The following is a 19618-nucleotide window of genomic DNA, read 5'->3' on the forward strand; positions in this document are numbered from 1 at the left end:
CGTGTGACAGGCTGAAGAGGTGACCATCGAGCCGCCCCGAGACAGCGGGCCGCGCCGCCCGTCGGGGCCGCGCGATCCGGGCGACGCGTGGGTGGTCGCTCCCACGGGCGAGCGGTACTGGGGCAGGTTCGGCGCCGCGGGACTGCTCGCGTTGGACGCGCGCCGTGGGGTGCTGCTGCAGCACCGGGTGTCGTGGAGTCACTTCGGCGGCACGTGGGGCCTGCCCGGCGGTGCCCGCCACGAGGACGAGTCGGCCGTGGCCGGCGCGATGCGCGAAGCGACGGAGGAAGCCGGCGTGCCCGAGGGTGCGGTGCGCGCCCGGCTGGTCAGCCTTCTGGACCTGGGGTTCTGGTCCTACACCACCGTGGTCGCCGACGTCGTGCAGCCGTTCGAGCCGGTCATCAGCGACCCCGAGAGCGTGGAGCTGTCGTGGGTGCCGGTGGACGCCGTCGACGACTATCCGCTGCATCCCGGTTTCGCCGAGGCGTGGGGGCAGCTGCGGACGCTCCTGCCGGTGCGCCCCACGATCGTCGTGGACGCGGCGAACGTCGTGGGCGCCGTCCCCGACGGGTGGTGGCGTGATCGGGCGGGCGCCGCGGGCCGTCTGCTGGAGCGCATCGACCGCTGGGTGGCACCGGGAGTTGCCGGCGACCAGCTGTCCCTCGACGCGCACACCTGGTTCCCGCGCGTCGTGGTCGTGCTGGAGGGGCGGGCTCGGGATGCGGCGGCCGCGGCATCCGGCGCCGTCGAGGTGGTGGCGGCTCCCGCCTCCGGTGACGACGAGATCGCCGCGCAGGCCGCGGGTGCAGTCGCTGCGGGGGAGCAGGTGACGGTCGTCACGAGCGACCGGGGACTCGCCGAACGCGTCGTGGCCGCCGGCGGCGTCGTGCACGGTGCGGGCTGGCTGCTCGACCGGCTGCCCTGAGGGTCACTGACCGCGGAGGCGGTCGATCTCGCGGCGCTCCCGCTTGGTGGGGCGTCCGGCGCCACGGTCGCGCTGGGCGAACGCGGGGATGCTCTCGCGCGGTGGCGCGGGAGGCGTGCGGTCGTCCACGGCCAGCGCGGCCTGCGGAGCTCCGACTCGCTTGGCGATCGGTTCGCGCACGACGAGGATGCGGTCGAACCCCGCGATGCGCACGCGCAGCTCGTCACCGGGCTTGACCTGCTGGGCGGCTTTCGCGCGTTCCCCGTTGACGCGGACGTGACCGGCGCGGCAGGCGGTGGTCGCCGCCGACCGGGTCTTGTACACCCGTATCGCCCACAGCCACGAGTCCACGCGGACCGAGCCTGCCGTCACGAGACCCTCCGGCGTCGGGCGCGGACGACCCCGGCGGCGATGAGGCCCTGACCCAGGGTGTAGGTGAGCATGACCGGGGCGCCCGCCCATTCCGGCAGGGCGTCGGGGGTGAAGATGCGGAAGGCCAGCAGCGTGTCGGAGGTGAGGAAGAACACCGCGCCCCACGTGATGACGGCGTCGGTTCGGGCGGCCGTGGCCGCGGTGCCCGCCAGCACGATGCCGTACAGGGCGACGGCGACCGTGAGGGCGCCGAGGTGGGGCCACAGCACCGCCAGCAGCACGACCCACCACACGAGGTAGACCGCCGTCCACCGGGGCAGGGACCGGGTGGGGAGCTCGCGCGCGAACAGCCAGATGTAGGCCAGGTGCGCCAGCCCGAAGCACGCGAGCATGACGGGGAGTTCGGGCAGGAACGGGAAGAAGGTCGCCGCGCCATCGCCCAGCCATGACAGGCCGATGGCCGCGAGCAGGAGGACGAGCGTCCGTCCGGCGGCGAGAGGGCGCGCCGTCCACAGCACAGCGAGGGCGAGGGCCGGCATCAGCAGGAGCTTGGTGGGCCCGGCGATCGCGTGGGCGCCGATCGCGAGCGCGCCCACGTGCACCACGGAGATCACGGCGTACGGGACGAATCCGCCCATCGCCCTCACGGTCGCTGGGCGGGCCTGCATCGGTGCGCTGGTCATCCGCTCATCGTAGGGGCGCGGATCCGTCCCCGCGGCCCATAATCGGACGCATGACGGATGCGGTGGCACGGTTCGGCCTGCGACGGATGACCGCGCGCGACGTGTTCGAGTCGCATCGCGCGGCCTCTCCGCTGGAGCTGCTGTTCGACCTCGTGTTCGTGGTGGCGGTGGCGCAGGCCTCGAGCACGCTGCACGACCTCGTGAGCGAAGGCCGCGTGGGGCCGGGGGTGCTCGCGTACCTCATGGTGTTCTTCGCCGTGTGGTGGGCGTGGATGAACTTCACGTGGTTCGCGTCGGCGTTCGACACCGACGATTGGCTCTACCGTGTGCTGACGATCGTGCAGATGGGCGGCGTGCTCGTGCTGGCCGCCGGCGTCCACGACGCCATGCTGCTCTCCGATTACACCGTGATCACCGCCGGCTATGTCGTGATGCGGCTCGCGATGGTGGCGCAGTGGCTGCGGGTCGCCGCATCCGATTCCGTGTCGCGTCCGACGGCGCTGCGGATGGCAGCCGGGATCGGCGCGGTGCAGGTGCTCTGGGTCGCCCGCGCAGCCGTGCTGGGGGATGAGGCGCCGCTGTGGACCTTCGGGTTGCTCGTCCTCGCCGAGCTCGCCGTGCCGGTGTGGGCGGAGCTGCGGGGGCGGACGCAGTGGCATCCGCACCATATCGCCGAGCGGTTCGGGCTGTTCACCCTGCTGCTGCTGGGCGAGAGCCTGCTGGCCTCGGCGAACGCGCTGATCGACGCCATCGCCGAGGGCGAGCACGTGGCCGAGCTGCTGTGGCTGGCCGGGTCGGGCCTGTTCATCACCGCGGCGATCTGGTGGATCTATTTCGCGCGGGAGCAGTACGACGGTCTCGGGGAGCTGCGCGGCGGTTTCACGTTCGGGTATGTGCACTACGTGATCTTCGCGGCCGTCGGTGCTGTGTCGTCGGGCGTGGAGGTGGAGATCGACGAGCTCACCGGGCACACGGAGATCTCGGATGCGGCGGCCGGCCTTGCTCTCACGGCGCCTCTGGCGGTCTTCCTCGTGAGCGCATGGGCGCTGATGCTGCGTCGCCGGGTGGCGCCGTGGGTGTCGGTGGTGATGGTGGCGGGGAGTGTGCTCGTGGCGCTGGCGGGGCTGCTCCCGGTGGGCGAGTTCGTGGCGGCCGCGTTGGTCATGACGGGTGTCGTGGTCGCGTTGGAGGCGGATGGCGCGCGCGGCGCTACCCGTCGAGCGTGAGCGATACGAGCGCCCGGTCGGGGCGCGGCTGGGCGACGACGTCGAAGCCGGCGTCGAGGAAGACCCGGAGCACGCCGTGGTACAGCTCGTTGGAAGGGCGCTTCTTCACGGTCGGGTCGAAAGGGTAACCCTCCACCGTGCGGGCGCCGCCGGCGCGCGCGTGCGAGACGGCGGCATCGAGGAGCCGGGCCATGAGTCCGGAGCCGCGGTGCTCTTTGCGTACGACGAAGCACGTGACCGCCCAGACGGAGGGATCATCGAGCGGTTCGGGGGAGTTCGCCGTGATGATGCGCGTGGCGGCGATGCGGGCCTGCCGGACGCGCGGGCCGACACGGACCCACCCGGCGGCGGTGCCGTCGACGTAGGCGATGAGAGCGGGGGAGGGCTCGGTGGCGAGCTCTGCGCGCAGCATCTCGGTCTTCTCCTCCGTCGTGGTCGTGCGGAACGGTTCGTTGCGCAGCGTCCACCACTGGCATTGGCAGGAGGGGCCGTCGCCGCCGCCGGTCAGGGCGTGCTCGGCATCGTCGAAGCGGTCGGCGGTTGCGGGGAGGATTTGGACGCTCATGCCGGAACGATAGGCCGGTGGTCCGACACGCGCCAAATCCCGGGTCATGCGACGAGGTGGTAGGCGAGCGGATCGAAGCGTCGTCGACCGCCGAGGCGGGGTGTGCGCTGCGGGTCGACCTGTGGCGGCGGGATGAACCACACGGTGCCGGCAGTGGGCGGCGCGCCCGGTGGGGCGTCGATGCGGATCTCCCAGTTCTCCGCGTGCACCCGGTGGTGGCACGCCGTGCACAGCAGGATCCCGTTCCTGAGGTCGGTGGACCCGCCGTCGCGCTGCCACCACCGGATGTGGTGGGCTTCGGCGAAGGCGGGAGGCAGGTGGCAGAACGCGCATCCGCCGTCGCGTTCGACGAGTGCGAGGCGCTGCGCGCTGCTGAAGTGGCGGCGGGCCCGGCCGAAGTCGAGGACCTCGCTCGCGGTGCCGAGGACGCACGGGATGATGTCTGCCGCGGCGGCCATCCTGCGGGCGCTGCCGGCGTCGATGGGCTGCTCGATGCCGTCGATCGTCGCCACCCCGGCCCCCTCCCGCAACTGGTCGAGGTCCATGCGGACGATGACCGCGGTGGACGGTCTCGGCAGGGTGTTCTCGTCACAGCCGGAGGCGTGCCGGCAGATCGCCGCGAGCGCATCGGCGCGCATCTGCGGCAGCGAGCGCGTCTCGGGAGCCACCGGACCGCGCGGCGCGTCCGTTCCAGATCCGACCGCATCCCCGGCAGGGGCGTCGACGGTGAGGCCCGACTCCGTGTTGTGACCACGTGAGGTGCGTAGCTGCGCCGTGACGATCGCGTCGATGGCGGCAACGATGGGAGCGGCGGTCTCGGCGTCCAGGCGGGCGGTGAGGACGGTCGTGCCGGTGGCGTCCTGCTGGATCTTCAGCGAGCGCTGCCCGTGCAGTTCCTCGACCACGGGCTCGAGGCCGTCGGGGTCGAGGTGCGCCTCTGCGCGACGCAGGACCGCCTGCAGTTCGTCGAGGGAGAGCAGCGGCGCCTGCCGGATGAGTGCGGCCTCCGCATCCGCACGTGTGCCGGCTTCGACGCGAACGGCGACGCGGTCGAGCATCGCGCTGATCGCCGCTGCGGCGGCGACGCTGACCGTTCCCTCCCGGAGCGCGTCGGCGATGTGCGGGTGGCGTGCCGGCGCCGGTTCTCCGGAGAGGGATGTGCGCTCGCGGGTCGCCTCGCCGACTTGGATCAGCCGGACGGCGTCGCCGGTGTGGCCGCCCGTGGCGGCGGCGATGAGTTTGGCGGGGGAGCGGAACCCTGCTTGTCTCGCCAGGCCGGCGGAGCCCAGTTCCGGTCGCGACCGCGCCGACATCTCCGCGGCCACACGCGCGTGCACACCGTCGAGCAGACGCCGCGCTTCCGCGATCCGCTGATTGACGTCGAGCAGCGCGGCCGCCGACATCCCACGCTCATCGCCGCCGGCGCCGCTCGCCTCACCCCACGCCGACCGCAGCGCGGCCAGTGTGTCAAGGAGGGCATCCACCGGGTTCGTCATGCCTTCATGCAACCACGAACCTCGGACATTCGTTCGAATGTCGAGGGCGGCTGTGGAGAACTCCCGGACCGCCCGCCCTGTGGAGGAGGCGGCCGCGCGCGTTCGCGGGAGCTCTGCGGAGCGGGTAGGATGGTGGAGTTGTCCGCTTGCGGGCAATGGACCGGGATGTGGCGCAGCTTGGTAGCGCACTTGACTGGGGGTCAAGGGGTCGCAGGTTCAAATCCTGTCATCCCGACGGTCCGGTAAGGGCCGGAATCTCTAGAGATTCCGGCCCTTACCCATTGGTGGGGGCGTGGGGTGTGCTCACATCTGACGGCTCTGCACGCGGACCGTCACAACATCCCCTATGCCCTTGTTGAGTTGCTTTCGGAGCTTGGCATTGAGCGACAGCATGAGTTCGCCGGTACCTGTGGGCATCAGCCCCGTGTTGAGCAGCTGGATGCCGTCGATTGTGGCGTCAACGCGGATCGACCTGAGCGAGCCGAAGAGTGCGGCCGAGTCGGGGATTTCGACGCATGTCCAGATCTCTCCCTTGACGTCTACCCCGATGGTTCCGTTGAACGTGTGATCGATCTCTGCTGATTCGTTGGGCATAAGTGGCCCTCCTGTCTTGCTTGGGGGTTGATCGGCTCGGCTCGCGGACCATCAGCCGCTTCGGGCGCCGTCGCGACCGCGTCTGCCTGGACGCGGTCAACTCCCGCAAACGGTGGGCGCTGCCGATGGACCTCGGGCCGGCCTCCGATCACATCATGCTCGATTCTGCCCCGTTGACGGATGTGGAGGACTGGAGGAGCCCTGCTTGACCCTGTGGTGAGGCCATGGTTTTCACTCGGAGCCCAGAGCATGCACCACGTGAGGGGAATGCGATCATGACGGAATCTCTCCAGGCCCGCGTCCGGCGCCGGCGCAGATGGCCGCGGATCGTCGGCCTCTCCGCAGCAGCACTGGCCCTCACCGCCGTCGCGCTCAGTCTCGTCTTCCAGTTCGGGCTCCCTTGGTGGAGCGGAGCGAACGACAGCAACCACGTTCACGTCTCGTCGGACGGCGCCCGCCAGCACTACCAGGTGCACCTTCCGCCGCAACACGATGGGTCAGCGGAACTGCCGGTGATGATGGCGCTGCACGGCTGCGGGATGACCGGGTTCGGGTGGAACTCGATGAAGGACGCGACGCGGTTCAACGCGCTCGCCGACCGTGAAGGCTTCATCGTCGTGTATCCGACGCAGCGCCCCTTCGAGAGCGCCATCAACTGCTGGAACTCGTCAGACCCCCGCAACCAGGTGCGCGGGTCGGGCGAGCCGGCGCTGTTGGCGGGCGTCGCACGTGAGGTGGTCTCCACGTTCGGTGCCGACGCTGATCGCGTGCATGTTTCGGGTGCGTCGTCGGGCGCCGGTGCGGCCGTGATCCTCGCCGCCACATATCCGGACGTCTTCGCCACCGTCACATCGGTGGCCGGGGGTGAGTACGGCCTGAATCAAGTCGATCCCGACGATCCGGACTCGACCCCTCCGAGTGCGACGGCGCGTCAGGCGTGGGCGCAGATGGGTGATCGAGCCCGGCCCCTTCCGCTGCTGGTTGTGCAGGGGGGACAGGATGACGTCGTGCCGACGATCGTGGGAGAACGGCTCGTCGATCACTGGGTCGCGCTGCACGACCTGATCGACGACGGGCTGCTCAATGACAGTCTCGCGCTCGTCTCCGAAACTGTGCAGCATCCGCCGATGGCGACGCAGTACGGGTACGAGCACACCACGTTGCGGACGGCGGAGGGACGCGCCCTCGTCGAGTACGTCTTCGCGGACAGACTCGGGCACGCGTGGTCCCACCCGCACAGCAGGGGGCTCTTCACCGATACGGGAGGACCCGACGTGACGCGGATCGCCTGGGCCTTCGCGCAGCTCCATGATGCAGCGGCAGCCGGAGATGGATGACGGATCCCCGATCCTGTGATGCGGATGTCATCGACCGCGCTCTTCGCTGATCGAGTTGGCGCCGTCCACCGTGATGAGCTGACCGGTGATGTAGGACGCGCCTTCGCCGGCGAGGAAGGCGATCACGTGTCCCACCTCGTCTGCGGTGCCGGATCGGCCGACGGGGGTGGCCGCGCCCATACGCCGTTCGCGATCCGATGCGGACGCCGTGTCGATCCACCCCGGAGTGTGCCGACCGGTCTCTCACCCCGGAGGTGGATTGACATGACCCTCAAGCATCGCAACCGGCAGCTGCTCGCGGCCACCGTCACCATCCTGGTCATCGGGACGGCCGCGGGCCCTGTGTTCGCAGCTGACGGGCTCGCGGCAGGGCTAGGGTTCATGGGCTTGTGCGCCATCGCACCGGCCGCGGTGCTCGGCATCATCGCCTACATCTGGCACGGCAACGACAAGGAGAAGCGGGAAGCGTCCACCGTCCCACGCTCGTCGCTGCACCAGTAGCCAGGCACAGAAAACGCCCGCCGACCTCAGTCGGCGGGCGTTGTCGACGTCGGTGGGAAGTTCCGCGACCGCCGGAAGATCCCGGCCGCGGCGAGGGGGCGACGTTGACGAGGGTGCTGCGCTTCTCGCACACGACAGTCCACTTGCCGCCGTCGCGGTCCGTTCCCGGCCGGCGACGCTTCGGCGCAGGGTACGAGACGGCTCGCCACTTGCCTTGAGAGCACGCCCTCGCTCTCGCCCTGAGCATGGGGCACTCGAACGGCTATCGCCTTTTTGTGTTTGAAGGGTCAAGTCCCGAGACTGGCGATGGCGTTCCAGGAAAACCGAGGCAGCGTTACAGGAAACGCGGAAACGAGAGCTCGCGCGATCCGCAACGGGACAGGTTCTGCCAACAGCCCACGGTCGGGTCGGACTGTTGGTAATACTGATTGCAAGACAGCCGAAACAACGAGAAGGGCACTGGCTTCGAGCCGGTGCCCTTCTCGTTGTCTTCCTCCGTTTCTTGGTGGGAATAGTTCGCATGTTCGTGGTGCGACAGCCCGCCGTCCGTTACTGGACTGCCGGGGCACCCGGCGCAGCAAGACGCCCGAGGGTGACGAATTCAAGCTCGCCATCGCCGTGCCGGGCTCCGCGTGCACTCGAGTCAGCGCTCCGTCGACGCGAGCGCTTCGGTGACAGCGAGAGTGCGCTGTGCGAGTTCGTCGATCGTCACGCGATCGAAGTCTCGTACCGCGCTCCGGACACGCACGTGAGTCGTTCCGACGAGTGCGGTGGGAATTCCTCCCGCCCCGTGAAGAGCGCCGAAGACGCACCCCACCGTTGCACCGTTGGAATCCGTGTCTCGCCCGCCCGAGATCGTGATGCCCACGGAGCTCATGAAATCGTGGCCCCATAGGAGACCGATCGCGATGAGGGCGGCGTTGTTGATGGTGTGTACCCACGGATACTCGCCGAGAGTCTCGTCCACCCAATCGAGTGCGGCCACGTGGCCCGCGCCGGACCCCAGCAGGTGAAACACGCCATCCAGCGCCTCCGCGAGCCGGGACTCCGGCGGCACGACGGCTGCCGCGTGGCGGAGGGCGTCCTCGGCGCTCGTCGACGTCAGCGCTGCTGCCACCAGAGCCGCCGCCCAGAGCTCACCGTACAGACCGTTCGCGGTATGCGTCAGGCGGGCATCGATGAGCGCGAGTCTGGCCGCTGCACCGGGATCGCCGGGGTTGGTGAGACCGAAAGCATCGGCCCGGATGAGTGCACCGATCCACTCCCGGTAGGGGTTGCTCCGAGTTGCCGTGTCCGGCGGGGTCACACCGTGGATGAGGTTGCGGTACGCCGCTCGCTCCGCCGTGTAGGTCTGACTGAAGGGCACGCGGTCTAGCCACTCGGCCGCGACCTGCTCCGTGGTGAGTTCGCGCCCGTACGTCTCCAGAAGATGGAGCCCCAGAATGGTCCAGTCGATGTCGTCGTCGCGCGGCACGTCTTCGAAGAGCCCCGCCGACGCCGTCTTCGCAGAGGGGTGGAGCTTCTCCACCCCCTCGGGCAGCGGATCCAGCAGTGGGACATACCCACGCTGCGGCCATTGGTCGGCGGCCCTCAAGTAGATCTCCAGCTCGGCGCGCGTCAGCCCCTCCATCGGCTTACCCAGTGTGTTTCCGACGGTTCGACCGAGCCAAGCGCCGCGGATGCGAGACGGCAGTTGCGCGGCATCGACCGATTTTCGCGGCATCGCGGCGAACAACGCCTCCAGCGACGCGAGGTCCTCCGGCTCGCGGTACCGCCAACCCTGCGTCCGTTCGAGACTTCGCATCTTCTCTTCCAGGGAGAGGAGCAGGGCCACATCTCCCCGCAGAGCGGCGTCCGCGGCGTCCTGTTCGATGTCGCCGATCTCGAATCCGCTCAATCGCAGTTGCTCGGCCTCGTCGGGGACATAGTCGCGGGGATCGAGGACGTCGTGCATGCGCGTCGCTTTCGGGTCGAGGGGGAACGGAGCGGATCAGCCCTTGACCGCACCGGAGAGGAAACCTTGAGTGACCTGCTTCTGCAACAGGATGAACACGACGATCACCGGAATGATCGTGATGAGGGTGCCCGCCGCGAGCGGCCCGATGTCGATCGACCGGCCGCCGAGGAACAGATACAGCCCCGTCGTGAGCGGGCGGAACTCCCCGCCGGGAACGTAGAGCAGGGGAACGAGGAAGTTGTTCCAGTTCTGGAGGAAGGTGAAAACCGCGAGTGCACCGGCTCCCGCTGAGACCAGCGGGACCATGATCCTCCAGAAGATCTGCCACTCGGAGGCCCCGTCGATGCGCGCAGCCTGTTCCAACTCGGTCGGCAGATCGGAGAAGAACGCCCTCATGAAGAACGTCCCGAAGGCGAGCCCCGTGGTGGTGAGCACCAGGTTGACGCCGGGGAGCGTGTCGAGAAGACCCATCCCCCTGAGCTGGAAGTAGAGCGGGATCATGTAGGTGAAGAACGGCACCAGCAGCCCCAGCATCACCAGGTAGAACGCGATGCCGCGCCCGGGGAAGGGCAGCCGGGCGAAGGCGTATCCCGCCATCGTCGAGACGACGACCACCAGGATCGTGCTGGGTACCGACAGGAGGAAGCTGTTCAGCACGTAGTCGCCGAAATTGCCGTCCGTCCAGGCGACCACGACGTTCTCGAAGGAGAACGACGAGAACAACCCGAAGGGATTCACCGTCACGTCGGCGTCCGTTTTGAAAGCCGTCGAGATCGTGAGGATGATCGGGAAGATCGCGAACAGCGAGAGCACGATGAGAACGGTGTGCCTGCCCACGCGCCACGCTCTCACGCGCGGAGAGGTCGGGTTGTCGTTGATGGTCATGCGCCCGTTCCCTGCAGAGAAACTCGTCGTTGGAGTCGGTTCAACCAGACCGCGAACGGGACCGCGAGGACCGTCATCACGAGTGCGATGGTCGTGCCGTAGCTGATGCGGTTGAGCTGGAATGCCTCGCTGTAGGCGAGCGTGCCGAGCACATCGGTCGCACCCGCCGGACCGCCCCCGGTCATGACGAAGATGATGTCGAAGACGCTGAACCCGCCGACGAGAGTGATCGTCGTGACCATCAGGAACACCGGCATGATCTGCGGAAGGATGATGTACCAGAGTCGTTGGATGGTGTTCGCCCCGTCGAGCCGGGACGCGTCGACCAGCTCGATGTCCACGTTCCGCAGCGCGGCGAGCAAGATGACGAAGACGAAACCCGATGTCGCCCAGATGGCGGTGGCGAGCACCGCGAACAGAGCTGTATCCGGGTTGCCGAGCCACCCCGTCCGGAGGAAGGACAGCCCTACCGCATCGAGCGCTTGATTGAGCCAGCCGCGCACCGGGTCATAGATCCAGCTCCACACCACGCCTACGGCCACCTGCGGGAGGACGTACGGGAGGAAGAACGCGACTCGGTAGAGGACGCCGCCCCGCCCGACGTTCCACATGAGAAGCGCGAGAGCGAGCCCGATCACCAGCGGCGCGATCGTTCCGATGATGATCCAGATGGCGTTGTTCTTCAACGCCGGCCAGAGGTTCGGATCCTGAAACAGCTCGATGAAGTTGGCGAGCCCGACGAACTCGGGGTTCGGGTTCACCCCGTTGAAGTCCACGAACGCGTAGTAGATGGCGTTTCCGAGGGGCACGAGGAAGAAGAGCAGGACCAGGATCATCACCGGCGCGACGAGCAGCAACCCCAGGCGGGTCTGCGCCCGCCTGGTCGCGCGCGGCGTGTCGAGCACGATCCGGGTCGAGCGCCTTCTCTTCTTGGTCGCCGGGTCAGGCCCGTCGGCGAGAGCCGAGGCGCCGACCGCGATCCCGACGGTCACTGCTGCGCCGCAGCCTGCATCTGAGCGGCGACCTCTTCGGCGCTCATCTGACCGGAGAGGATCGCAGCGACGCCGTCGAGCATGGCCTCGTTGAACTCATCCGTGGTCAGCACGTCGATGTTGTAACCGAAGTCGCCCGTGCCATCGGAGAACTTCGCGGTGTCATCGAGCACCTGATGAAAGAGCGGCGACACGTCGACGTCTGCGGCGATCGGCTGGGGCGGGATGACGTTCAGGTTCTCCACCATCCACCGCGCGTGCTCCGGCGATGCAAGGTAGTCCACGAGCTCGAGGGCAGAATCGAGTTTCGTCGTGCTCGCGGAGATCATCGGACCTGAGCCGAGTCCGCCCGCGAAGATTCCGGGGCCATCCTCAGCGGGGAAGGGGATGTAGCCGACTTCGAAGTCTGCGTTGTCGTCGATCTCGAAGGTGAGCCAGCTTCCGGTCGGAACCATGGCCGCATCCCCGGAGTAGAACAGGGCATTCGCGCCGTCGTAGCTGAGCGAGGTCGGGAATTCCGGAAGGTAGCCCTGCTCCAGGTAGTCCTGCCACAGCTGAAGGGAGGCGACCACGTCAGGGGAATCCCACGAGGCTTCGCCACTGACCAGCGCGTCCATTCCCGTCGACCCGACGCGGCTCGAGAGCGCCATGCTCAGCAGGTGCCCGCCCTGCCACCCTTCCTGGTTGCTGGCGGCGATCGGAACGATGCCCGCATCCGCGAGCTTCTTCGAGGCGGCCTCCAACCCGGCGAGGTCCTCCGGAGGCGCGATGCCGTGCTCGGCGAAGAGATCCGCGTTGTAGAAGAGCCCGAGGGTCTCCATCTCTCCGGGGATGCCATAGAGGGTGTCCTCGAAGGTGACGCGCTCCTTGGCGAAGTCGTAGAAGGGCCAGTCGTACTCGGCGTAGGCGTCGGTGAGGTCGTAGAGCAGGCCCGCCTCCGCGAACGCCCCGCCGAATCCTGGGCCCGAGCCCCAGTTGAAGACATCAGGTCCTTCGCCGGACTGAAGCTGCGTCTGCAGGACCGTACGAAGGGTGTCGAACGGCATGGCTTCGACCTCGATGTCGATACCGCTCGCTTCCGAGAACTCCGCGATGTGATCTTCCAGCGCCTGCAACGCCGCGGGATCTTCGGGCTGCTCAACGAGATACCGCAGTGTGTCGTCGTCCGCATCGGAGCCGGTGCCTCCACCGGTGCAACCGGCGAGGATCAGCACCCCGGCGGCGGTTGCAATGACAGCCGGCGTCCTGAGAGAGAAGGTATGCATCGTTGCGCTTCCTAACGCTGAAAGTCGTGTAACAGCCACCGACATAATTTCAGCATGAAACGAGAACTGTCAAGGTAACAGCTGATGTCTACTCGAGAGAGCGCGCCGCCTCCGGGTCGGTCGATGCGGATTCTGCTGAGCCGGCAGTGCCCGGAAACTCCTCTTGGATCGCGATCACGGCTGCGCCCCGAGCCCACTCGATGAAGTCCATAGGGCGGACGATGAGCTCAGCGCGCATCGCCCCATCGGGGTCGTACTCCGTTCGCCCCTCCTCGACGCTGGAGCTGGCGACATCGACCAGGTGCACTCCCTCACCGGACAGGATGATCCGGCTCACCCCTGTGAGCGCGGTGATCGCTGATGCGGCGCGACCGAGCGCCCGACCCGCATCGCGAACCACCCGCGTGGCCGCCGCATCGCCGGCTTGCGCCATGTCCAGGACTTCGTCGTAGTCGATGGAGCGGCCATGGGCCACCGAGACTGCGGTGGTGATCGCTCCCGACGACAGCAGGGCTGTCATGCACCCGCGATGACCGAGAGGACACAGCGGCCCCAGCGGATCCACCGGGTAGTGGCTCACCGGGTTGACCATGGTCGGAACCATGACGTCGTTGATGACGAGCCCGTATCCCACTCCCGCCCCGACGGTCAGCAGGGCGAAGCTCGAGTACCCCCTGCCATGACCGAACCAATGCTGAGCCTGGGTGAGCCCCACGACGTCGTTGTCCATGTGCACCGGGAGCCCGAGCGCCTCGCTGACGAGGGAGCGGAGCGGAACGTCGTGCCAGTGCAGGAAGGGGGAGTCGGCGACGACTTCGCCCGCCTCGACCGTCCCACCCACTGTGAGGCCCACCGCAGTCACCTGCTGCGGGCTGCGCGCCCGGAGGCCCGAGACGACCTGCTCGACGGAGGCGACGACATCGGCGACTCGGAGAGAGTGCAAGGGTACGGACTCCTGCGCGAGAACGCGTGAGCGAACATCCGTGACGACTGCGTAGATGGTTTGCTCAGTGAGTTTCAGTCCGATGAACCGGTACTTCCCGGGAGCGACGTCCAGCGGGAGGAAGGAGCGTCCTCGCCCGGGTGTGCGGACGGCGTCGGATTCGACCAGAACGCCTGCCTCCACCAACGGGCGAACAAGTCGCGTGAGGGTCGCCGGCGACAGCCCCATGCGCTGTGCGAGGCGCGCGCGGGACTCGGCGCCGTGCACGAGCACCTCGATGGCGACGGCCTTGGATGACGCCGACAGCGCCGCGCCGGATTCCGTTTCATAGGTTCCCATCGGTCACCCTTTCCGACTCTGAAAGGCGTCGCGAGGACGGTCGAGGGTGACCGAAAGCGTGTGCGATATCTGTGCCATGCTTGACTTTATTAGTTTCAGTTCGAAATATGAAAGTGTGACAAAGGAGTTCGGATGAGCGTACCGAGGGCGGAGGAGGCAGCCGGGTCGGTCATCCTCGAAGCAAGCGATACGGCGCTTGTGGTCGACGTGTCCGGCGGGGTGCCGCGAATCCTGCACTGGGGGCCGTCGTTCGCAACCGTCCCCGACGACGCCGCCTTCCTCGCCTCTCTCGGTGACACGCAGGGCGGTGCCGATCTGCTGGAGGTGCGCAAGTCGCCGAGCGTGCTTCCGGAGCAGTCTGCGGGATGGATGGGAACCCCGGGTCTCGAGGGCCATCGGAACGGAACGAGCTTCTCCTCGGCCTTCGAACTCCAATCCTGGCGCCTCGACGACTCGCGCGATGGCGTGCGGAGCCTTGTGGTGGACGCGGAGGACCCCGCTGCACAGCTGCTGCTCACCACCACGATCGAGATGTTGCCGTCGGGACTGATCCGCGTCGCCGCCAGAGTGACCAACACCGCGCAGGAGAGCGACTACTGCGTCGACGCCCTGCGGGTGGTCCTCCCCATTCCCGCCGAAGCAGTCGAGATTCTCGACTTCACCGGGCGCCACCTCCGCGAGCGCACACCGCAAAGGCATCCCTTCGTCGCCGGAACGCATCTCCGTGAAGGTCGGCGGGGTCGCACCGGGTCCGACGCCAGCATCCTCCTGGCGGCCGGGACACCCGGCTTCGGCTTCCGCTCGGGGGAGGTGTGGGCAGTCCATACCGCGTGGAGCGGCAACCACGCGACGTTTGCGGAACTCGGCCTCACCGGCGCTCGGGTTCTCGGCGCCGGCGAACTCCTGCTGCCGGGAGAAATGATTCTCGGGCCGGGCGCGTCCTACTCGTCGCCGTTCGTCTACGGCGCCTATGGGGAAGGGCTCGACCGGATCGCCCAGGCATTCCATGACCACCTCCGCGGCAGGGCATCGCATCCCGCGTCTCCTCGACCCGTCGTCCTCAACACATGGGAAGCGGTGTATTTCGATCAGGACCTGCCCTCTCTCACGCAACTCGCCGAGCTCGCGGCCCGAGTGGGTGTCGAGCGCTTCGTCCTCGACGACGGCTGGTTCACCCACCGCCGCCACGATCGTGCCGGTCTCGGCGACTGGCAGGTCGCCCGCGACGTGTGGCCCGACGGACTGGGTCCTCTCGTCGACGTCGTGCGCTCGCTCGGAATGCAGTTCGGCCTGTGGTTCGAGCCCGAGATGGTCAACGAAGATTCGGATGTCGCTCGCGCTCATCCCGAGTGGATCCTCGCGCCGGGGGAGCGGCTGCCGATCACCGGGCGCTCGCAGCAGGTGCTCAACCTCACCATCCCCGAGGCGCTCGACTACATCCTCGAGTCGATGAGCTCGCTCATCGAGGAGTACTCCATCGATTACATCAAGTGGGATCACAACCGCGATCTCGTCGAAGCCGGCGACCGAGCGACGGGCGCTCCGCGGGTGCACGCGCAGACGCTGGCGACCTACGCGCTGATGGACGAGCTGCACAGGAGGCACCCCGCGCTCGAGATCGAGTCGTGCTCCTCCGGAGGCGGCCGCGTCGACCTGGGCGTTCTCGAACGCACGCAACGCGTGTGGGCGAGCGACTGCATCGATGCCCTCGAGCGCCAGCAGATCCAGCGCTGGACGGGGCTCCTCCTGCCTCCGGAGCTCGTCGGCTCGCACGTCGGCGCGCCGACTGCGCATACGACCCACCGCACGCATTCGCTTGCCTTCCGCGCGGCCACGGCGGTGTTCGGTCACTTCGGCATCGAGTGGGACCTGCGGGACGCGTCCCCGTCGGAACTCGAGGAGCTGGCGGCGTGGGTCGAGCTCTACAAGTCCGAGCGCCACCTCATCCACACCGGCACCGCGGTACACAGCGATTATCCGGACGATGCGTACTGGGCGCACGGCTACGTCTCGCCCGACCGCGACCGGGCTCTCATCTCGTTCGTCGCGCTCGGCACGACGGCAGGCGTGCACCCCGGCCGCATCCGGATCCCCGGCCTCCGCGACGAAGCGTTCTACCGCATCGAGCCGATCGAGCTCTCCGCCTCCGCGCTCACCCGTGTGGCGGGCGGACCGCCATCCTGGTGGAGCGCCCCCGCGACCGTCTCGGGCGCGGTCCTCCGAACCATCGGCCTCCAGGGCCCCATGCTGTATCCCGAGCAGGCGCTCCTGTTCCGCCTCGTCGCCATTGACGGCACCGGCGCTCCCGCATCCCGCACCGTTGAAAGGAAGTGAACATGGGACGGTTGGTTCGTTTCACCTCGCCACGAGTGGCCGAGGTCGTCGACTTCGAAGAAGCCCCGCTCGGCGCGGGCGACATCCGCCTCGAGACTCTCTACTCCGGCATCTCTGCGGGCACAGAGCTCACGGCGTATCGCGGAAGCAACCCGTATCTCAGCAGCGAGTGGGACGCGGAACGCCGGCTGTTCGTGCCGGGCGACTCGACGCACGCCTACCCCCTGGACGCATGGGGCTACGAAGAGGTCGGGACGGTCACGGAGGTCGGCGAGGGGGTCGACCCCGGGCTGATCGGTGCCCTCGTGTGGGGCACGTGGGGCCACCGCTCCTCAGCGGTCCGCCCCGCACAGTGGGTTATGGAACGTGTCATGCCGGACGGGCTCGACCCCGTCGTCGGGATCTTCGCGAAGATCGGGGCGATCGGGCTGAACGCCGTGCTCGACGCGGACATCCACGTCGGCGAGACGGTCGTCGTCTTCGGGGCGGGCGTTCCCGGACAGATCGTGGCTCAGCTCGCCCGCCTCAACGGGGCGGGGGTCATCAGCGTCGACCTCATCCCGGGTCGCCGGGAACTGGCCGAACGCCTCGGCGCCTCGCTCACGCTGGACCCCGCGGCTGACAACGTGGCCGAAAGGGTCCGTGAGGTCACGGGCAATCGCGGGGCGGACGTCGTGATCGAGATGAGCGGCAGCTACCACGCGTTGCAGGAGGCAGTCCGCACGGCGGCGTACAGTTCCCGGGTCGTCGTCGGAGGCTTCTTCCAGGGCAGTGCGACCCCGGTGCGGCTCGGCGAGGAGTTCCACCACAACCGCATATCGATCGTCGGGTCTCAGATATCGGGCGTGGCACCCGCTCTGCAGCACCGCTGGAACGAGCTGCGGATGTCGACCACCGCGCTCGAGCTCGCGCGCGAGGGGCGTCTCGACCTGACGTCACTCATCACGCACACGCTCCCGGCGGAAGACGCTCCCGCGGCCTTTGAAATGCTCGACACGTCACCCGAGAGCGCGCTTCAGGTGGTGCTGGACTACCGGCCGGCGGCAGGCGAGTGATGGAGCCGTTCCCGCGCTCCGACGGTGCCCTCGGCTGGGGCATCCTCGCCACCGGGGGAATCGCCGGCGCACTCACGCGAGACCTCCTCACGCATGGGCATCGCGTGACGGCGGTCGGATCGCGTTCGCTCCCGTCCGCCGAGGCCTTCGCGGCGAGATACGGCATTCCCCGCGCGTACGGATCCTACGAAGAGCTGGCCGCCGACCCGGGGATCGACGTCATCTACGTCGCCACTCCGCACAATTTTCACGCGCAGAATGCCACGCTCGCTCTCGAGCACGGCAAGCATGTCCTCGTCGAGAAGTCGTTCACGCTCACCCAGGCCGAAGCGAGCGCGGTCACCGAGCTGGCTGCCCGAAAGGGGCTCGTGGTCCTCGAGGCCATGTGGACGCGATTTCTGCCTCACATGGCTCATGTGCGCGACACCATCGCGGCGGGCCGACTCGGTGACATCCGGCATCTTCATGCCGATCACGCCCAGAGTCTGCCTCGTGACGACAGCCACCGACTCAACAATCCAGCGCTCGCCGGTGGTGCCCTCCTCGACCTCGGCATCTACCCCATCTCGTTCGCGCACGACATCCTCGGGGTTCCCGTCGATATCGCTGCGCGCGCCACGCTCACCCGAACCGGTGTCGACGCGTCGGTTGCGACGACCCTCACCCACCGGGGAGGCGCGATCTCGACGTCCTTCTCCTCGCTGGAAGCGCGGGGGTCGAATCGCGCAACCATCGTCGGGACGAAGGGACGCCTCGAACTGGCCGACACCTGGTACGCGCCGACGACGGTGTCGCTCTACGACGAGCGGAATGACCTCCTGGAGGTGTACGACGCTCCGGTATCGGGGCGTGGGATGCAGTTCGAGGCCGCCGAGATGGAGCGGCTCGTCCGCGAAGGTCTTCCGGGAAGCCCGCTGATCATGCCCGCCGAATCGGTGGCGATCATGGGGACGATGGACGCGGTCAGGGAGACCATCGGTCTTCGGTATCAGGGGGAGTGACGTGATTTCAGACCTACCCCCAGGTTTTCTGCTGACCTCGCGCCCGTTGTCGACGTGCCGACGAAGTCGGTCGCGCAGGCTGATGTCCTGATCGTCAATGAACACGAGGCTGGACGGATCCTCGGGTGCGGGCGCCTTCTAGTCCCCACGAGGACCGGGGTGCCGTGGCGTGCTCCGACGGCGGCACAGCGCATTCGGCGATGCGGTTCATGAAGCGAGGATGCCGGCGCGTGCAGCGGCGCGGAACCGGCCGGGTGCAACGCCGCGTTCCCGGCGGAATGCGCGGCTGAACGCATAGACCGACGTGTAACCGACGTGCTGTGCGATCGCCTCGAGGGTGTCGTCTGTATCGCGAAGGCGACGTGCGGCGAGGTCGAGCCGGCGGCGGGTGAGGTACGCGGCCGGCGTCTCGCCCACGACGGCGGGGAAGCGGCGCGCCAGTGTCGCGCGGGACACCGCGGCCTCTCTCGCGAGGCTCGTGACCGTCCAGGCATCGCCCGGGGCGGCGTCTATCAGTGCCATCGCCGTGCTGACCGCGGGATCGCGGACCGCGTGCAGCGGGGACGCGGTGCGCTCGTCCTCACTCTCCAACCACGCGCGCAATGCCTGGATCAGCAGCACGTCGACCAGGCGAGCCAGCACGACCGGGCTTCCCGGTCGTGGTGCGGCCAGCTCGCGCCCGACCAGCCGGACCGTCTCGGCGAGCCCCTGGTCATCGCCGTGCCCGCGAAGCAGCAGGACCGGCGGCAGCGCCGCGAGCAGAGGGGCCGAGGTGATGGGATCGTGGGTGAAATGCGCACAGAGGATGTGCGTCCGTGCCGGACTCCGCCCCATCCGAACCGTCCCGTCCGCAACCATCGCCGGGTCGTCGGAGCGCTTCGGCGATGTTCGCGAGAGTGCGTGCGGATCGCTCGCGAGGGCATGCGCACCGCCGCTGGGAAGCAGGAGCAGATCGCCGGGCAGGAGCTGCACCGGATCACCACCCTCCGGGGCGATCCACACCGTGCCGGACGTCACCGCATGAAACGCTGCACCCGGCGTCTCGGTCGACCACCAGCCCCAGTCGTCGCCGGCGGTGATGAGCGCGCCGAGCACGCCGCGAACCCCCTGGGTGTCGATGAGCTCTGATAGGGCATCCATGGTTCCTC

At 68.2% G+C, this 19618-nt stretch carries 19 protein-coding genes and 1 tRNA gene; 8 read left to right on the forward strand and 12 right to left on the reverse strand.

Annotated elements, in window-relative coordinates:
• Positions 1 to 19 precede the first annotated feature (19 nt).
• On the forward strand, positions 20 to 925 hold the full coding sequence (locus F6J85_RS06195) for an NUDIX domain-containing protein (RefSeq protein ID WP_150924267.1): 906 nt from the start codon (positions 20 to 22) through the stop codon (positions 923 to 925).
• A 3-nt stretch (positions 926 to 928) separates the two neighbouring features.
• Here F6J85_RS06195 and F6J85_RS06200 read toward each other — a convergent pair whose 3' ends face one another.
• Both F6J85_RS06200 and F6J85_RS06205 read right to left on the reverse strand, forming a co-directional pair.
• Positions 929 to 1297: an RNA-binding S4 domain-containing protein gene (locus F6J85_RS06200; protein WP_224793663.1), complete on the reverse strand. Its 369-nt coding sequence runs from the start codon at positions 1295 to 1297 to the stop codon at positions 929 to 931.
• Positions 1294 to 1980: a lysoplasmalogenase family protein gene (locus F6J85_RS06205; RefSeq protein ID WP_238707076.1), complete on the reverse strand. Its 687-nt coding sequence runs from the start codon at positions 1978 to 1980 to the stop codon at positions 1294 to 1296. Before F6J85_RS06205 ends, F6J85_RS06200 begins: the two co-directional genes overlap by 4 nt.
• A 50-nt stretch (positions 1981 to 2030) precedes the next feature.
• Between F6J85_RS06205 and F6J85_RS06210 the strand changes: the two genes are divergently transcribed.
• Positions 2031 to 3206 (forward strand): low temperature requirement protein A, encoded by a 1176-nt coding sequence (locus F6J85_RS06210; protein WP_150924269.1) that lies wholly within the window; start codon positions 2031 to 2033, stop codon positions 3204 to 3206.
• On the opposite strand, the gene F6J85_RS06215 is transcribed toward F6J85_RS06210, so the two are convergent.
• Positions 3190 to 3771, reverse strand: coding sequence for a GNAT family N-acetyltransferase (locus tag F6J85_RS06215; RefSeq protein ID WP_150924270.1), 582 nt, complete (start codon positions 3769 to 3771; stop codon positions 3190 to 3192). The two genes, F6J85_RS06210 and F6J85_RS06215, sit on opposite strands and share 17 nt — an antisense overlap.
• Positions 3772 to 3815: 44 nt before the next feature.
• Positions 3816 to 5267, reverse strand: a complete 1452-nt coding sequence (locus F6J85_RS06220) for an HNH endonuclease (RefSeq protein WP_150924271.1) — start codon at positions 5265 to 5267, stop codon at positions 3816 to 3818.
• A 161-nt stretch (positions 5268 to 5428) separates the two neighbouring features.
• Here F6J85_RS06220 and F6J85_RS06225 point away from each other — a divergent pair.
• Positions 5429 to 5502 (forward strand) — tRNA-Pro (locus F6J85_RS06225).
• 68 nt (positions 5503 to 5570) lie between these two features.
• Here the strand turns inward: F6J85_RS06225 and F6J85_RS06230 are convergent.
• Positions 5571 to 5861, reverse strand: coding sequence for a DUF1905 domain-containing protein (locus F6J85_RS06230; RefSeq protein ID WP_150924272.1), 291 nt, complete (start codon positions 5859 to 5861; stop codon positions 5571 to 5573).
• Between the two features lie 275 nt (positions 5862 to 6136).
• Between F6J85_RS06230 and F6J85_RS06240 the strand changes: the two genes are divergently transcribed.
• Positions 6137 to 7198 (forward strand): extracellular catalytic domain type 1 short-chain-length polyhydroxyalkanoate depolymerase, encoded by a 1062-nt coding sequence (locus F6J85_RS06240; RefSeq protein ID WP_191906767.1) that lies wholly within the window; start codon positions 6137 to 6139, stop codon positions 7196 to 7198.
• A 27-nt stretch (positions 7199 to 7225) separates the two neighbouring features.
• Here the strand turns inward: F6J85_RS06240 and F6J85_RS06245 are convergent, their stop codons facing one another.
• The gene (locus F6J85_RS06245; protein ID WP_275094063.1) at positions 7226 to 7414 is read right to left on the reverse strand and encodes an SDR family oxidoreductase; all 189 of its coding nucleotides are present in this window, start codon (positions 7412 to 7414) and stop codon (positions 7226 to 7228) included.
• 48 nt (positions 7415 to 7462) lie between these two features.
• On the opposite strand from F6J85_RS06245, the gene F6J85_RS06250 reads away from it, so the two are divergent.
• Positions 7463 to 7699, forward strand: a complete 237-nt coding sequence (locus F6J85_RS06250; protein WP_150924275.1) for a hypothetical protein — start codon at positions 7463 to 7465, stop codon at positions 7697 to 7699.
• Between the two features lie 643 nt (positions 7700 to 8342).
• Here the strand turns inward: F6J85_RS06250 and F6J85_RS06255 are convergent.
• The 5 genes from F6J85_RS06255 to F6J85_RS06275 form a co-directional block, all read right to left on the reverse strand.
• Positions 8343 to 9653, reverse strand: a complete 1311-nt coding sequence (locus F6J85_RS06255; protein WP_150924276.1) for an ADP-ribosylglycohydrolase family protein — start codon at positions 9651 to 9653, stop codon at positions 8343 to 8345.
• A gap of 36 nt (positions 9654 to 9689) precedes the next feature.
• Positions 9690 to 10541, reverse strand: a complete 852-nt coding sequence (locus F6J85_RS06260) for a carbohydrate ABC transporter permease (protein WP_150924277.1) — start codon at positions 10539 to 10541, stop codon at positions 9690 to 9692.
• Positions 10538 to 11533 (reverse strand): carbohydrate ABC transporter permease, encoded by a 996-nt coding sequence (locus F6J85_RS06265; protein ID WP_150924278.1) that lies wholly within the window; start codon positions 11531 to 11533, stop codon positions 10538 to 10540. The genes F6J85_RS06260 and F6J85_RS06265 overlap by 4 nt, the downstream gene beginning before the upstream one ends.
• Entirely contained in the window at positions 11530 to 12798 is a 1269-nt protein-coding gene (locus F6J85_RS06270) for an ABC transporter substrate-binding protein (protein WP_191906768.1), read from the reverse strand. Before F6J85_RS06270 ends, F6J85_RS06265 begins: the two co-directional genes overlap by 4 nt.
• Before the next feature lie 88 nt (positions 12799 to 12886).
• The gene (locus F6J85_RS06275; protein WP_150924280.1) at positions 12887 to 14080 is read right to left on the reverse strand and encodes an ROK family transcriptional regulator; all 1194 of its coding nucleotides are present in this window, start codon (positions 14078 to 14080) and stop codon (positions 12887 to 12889) included.
• Positions 14081 to 14212: 132 nt separating this feature from the next.
• Here F6J85_RS06275 and F6J85_RS06280 point away from each other — a divergent pair, with 132 nt between their 5' ends.
• The 3 genes from F6J85_RS06280 to F6J85_RS06290 are packed head-to-tail and all read left to right on the forward strand — an operon-like array spanning position 14213 to position 18470.
• The gene (locus F6J85_RS06280) at positions 14213 to 16414 is read left to right on the forward strand and encodes an alpha-galactosidase (RefSeq protein ID WP_150924281.1); all 2202 of its coding nucleotides are present in this window, start codon (positions 14213 to 14215) and stop codon (positions 16412 to 16414) included.
• A gap of 2 nt (positions 16415 to 16416) precedes the next feature.
• Positions 16417 to 17469, forward strand: coding sequence for a zinc-dependent alcohol dehydrogenase (locus F6J85_RS06285; protein WP_150924282.1), 1053 nt, complete (start codon positions 16417 to 16419; stop codon positions 17467 to 17469).
• The gene (locus F6J85_RS06290; protein ID WP_150924283.1) at positions 17469 to 18470 is read left to right on the forward strand and encodes a Gfo/Idh/MocA family protein; all 1002 of its coding nucleotides are present in this window, start codon (positions 17469 to 17471) and stop codon (positions 18468 to 18470) included. The genes F6J85_RS06285 and F6J85_RS06290 overlap by 1 nt, the downstream gene beginning before the upstream one ends.
• 207 nt (positions 18471 to 18677) lie before the next feature.
• Here the strand turns inward: F6J85_RS06290 and F6J85_RS06295 are convergent, their stop codons facing one another.
• On the reverse strand, positions 18678 to 19610 hold the full coding sequence (locus F6J85_RS06295; RefSeq protein WP_150924284.1) for an AraC family transcriptional regulator: 933 nt from the start codon (positions 19608 to 19610) through the stop codon (positions 18678 to 18680).
• Positions 19611 to 19618 lie beyond the last annotated feature (8 nt).

It is taken from the genome of Microbacterium lushaniae (assembly GCF_008727775.1).
Taxonomy (GTDB): Bacteria; Actinomycetota; Actinomycetes; order Actinomycetales; family Microbacteriaceae; genus Microbacterium; species Microbacterium lushaniae.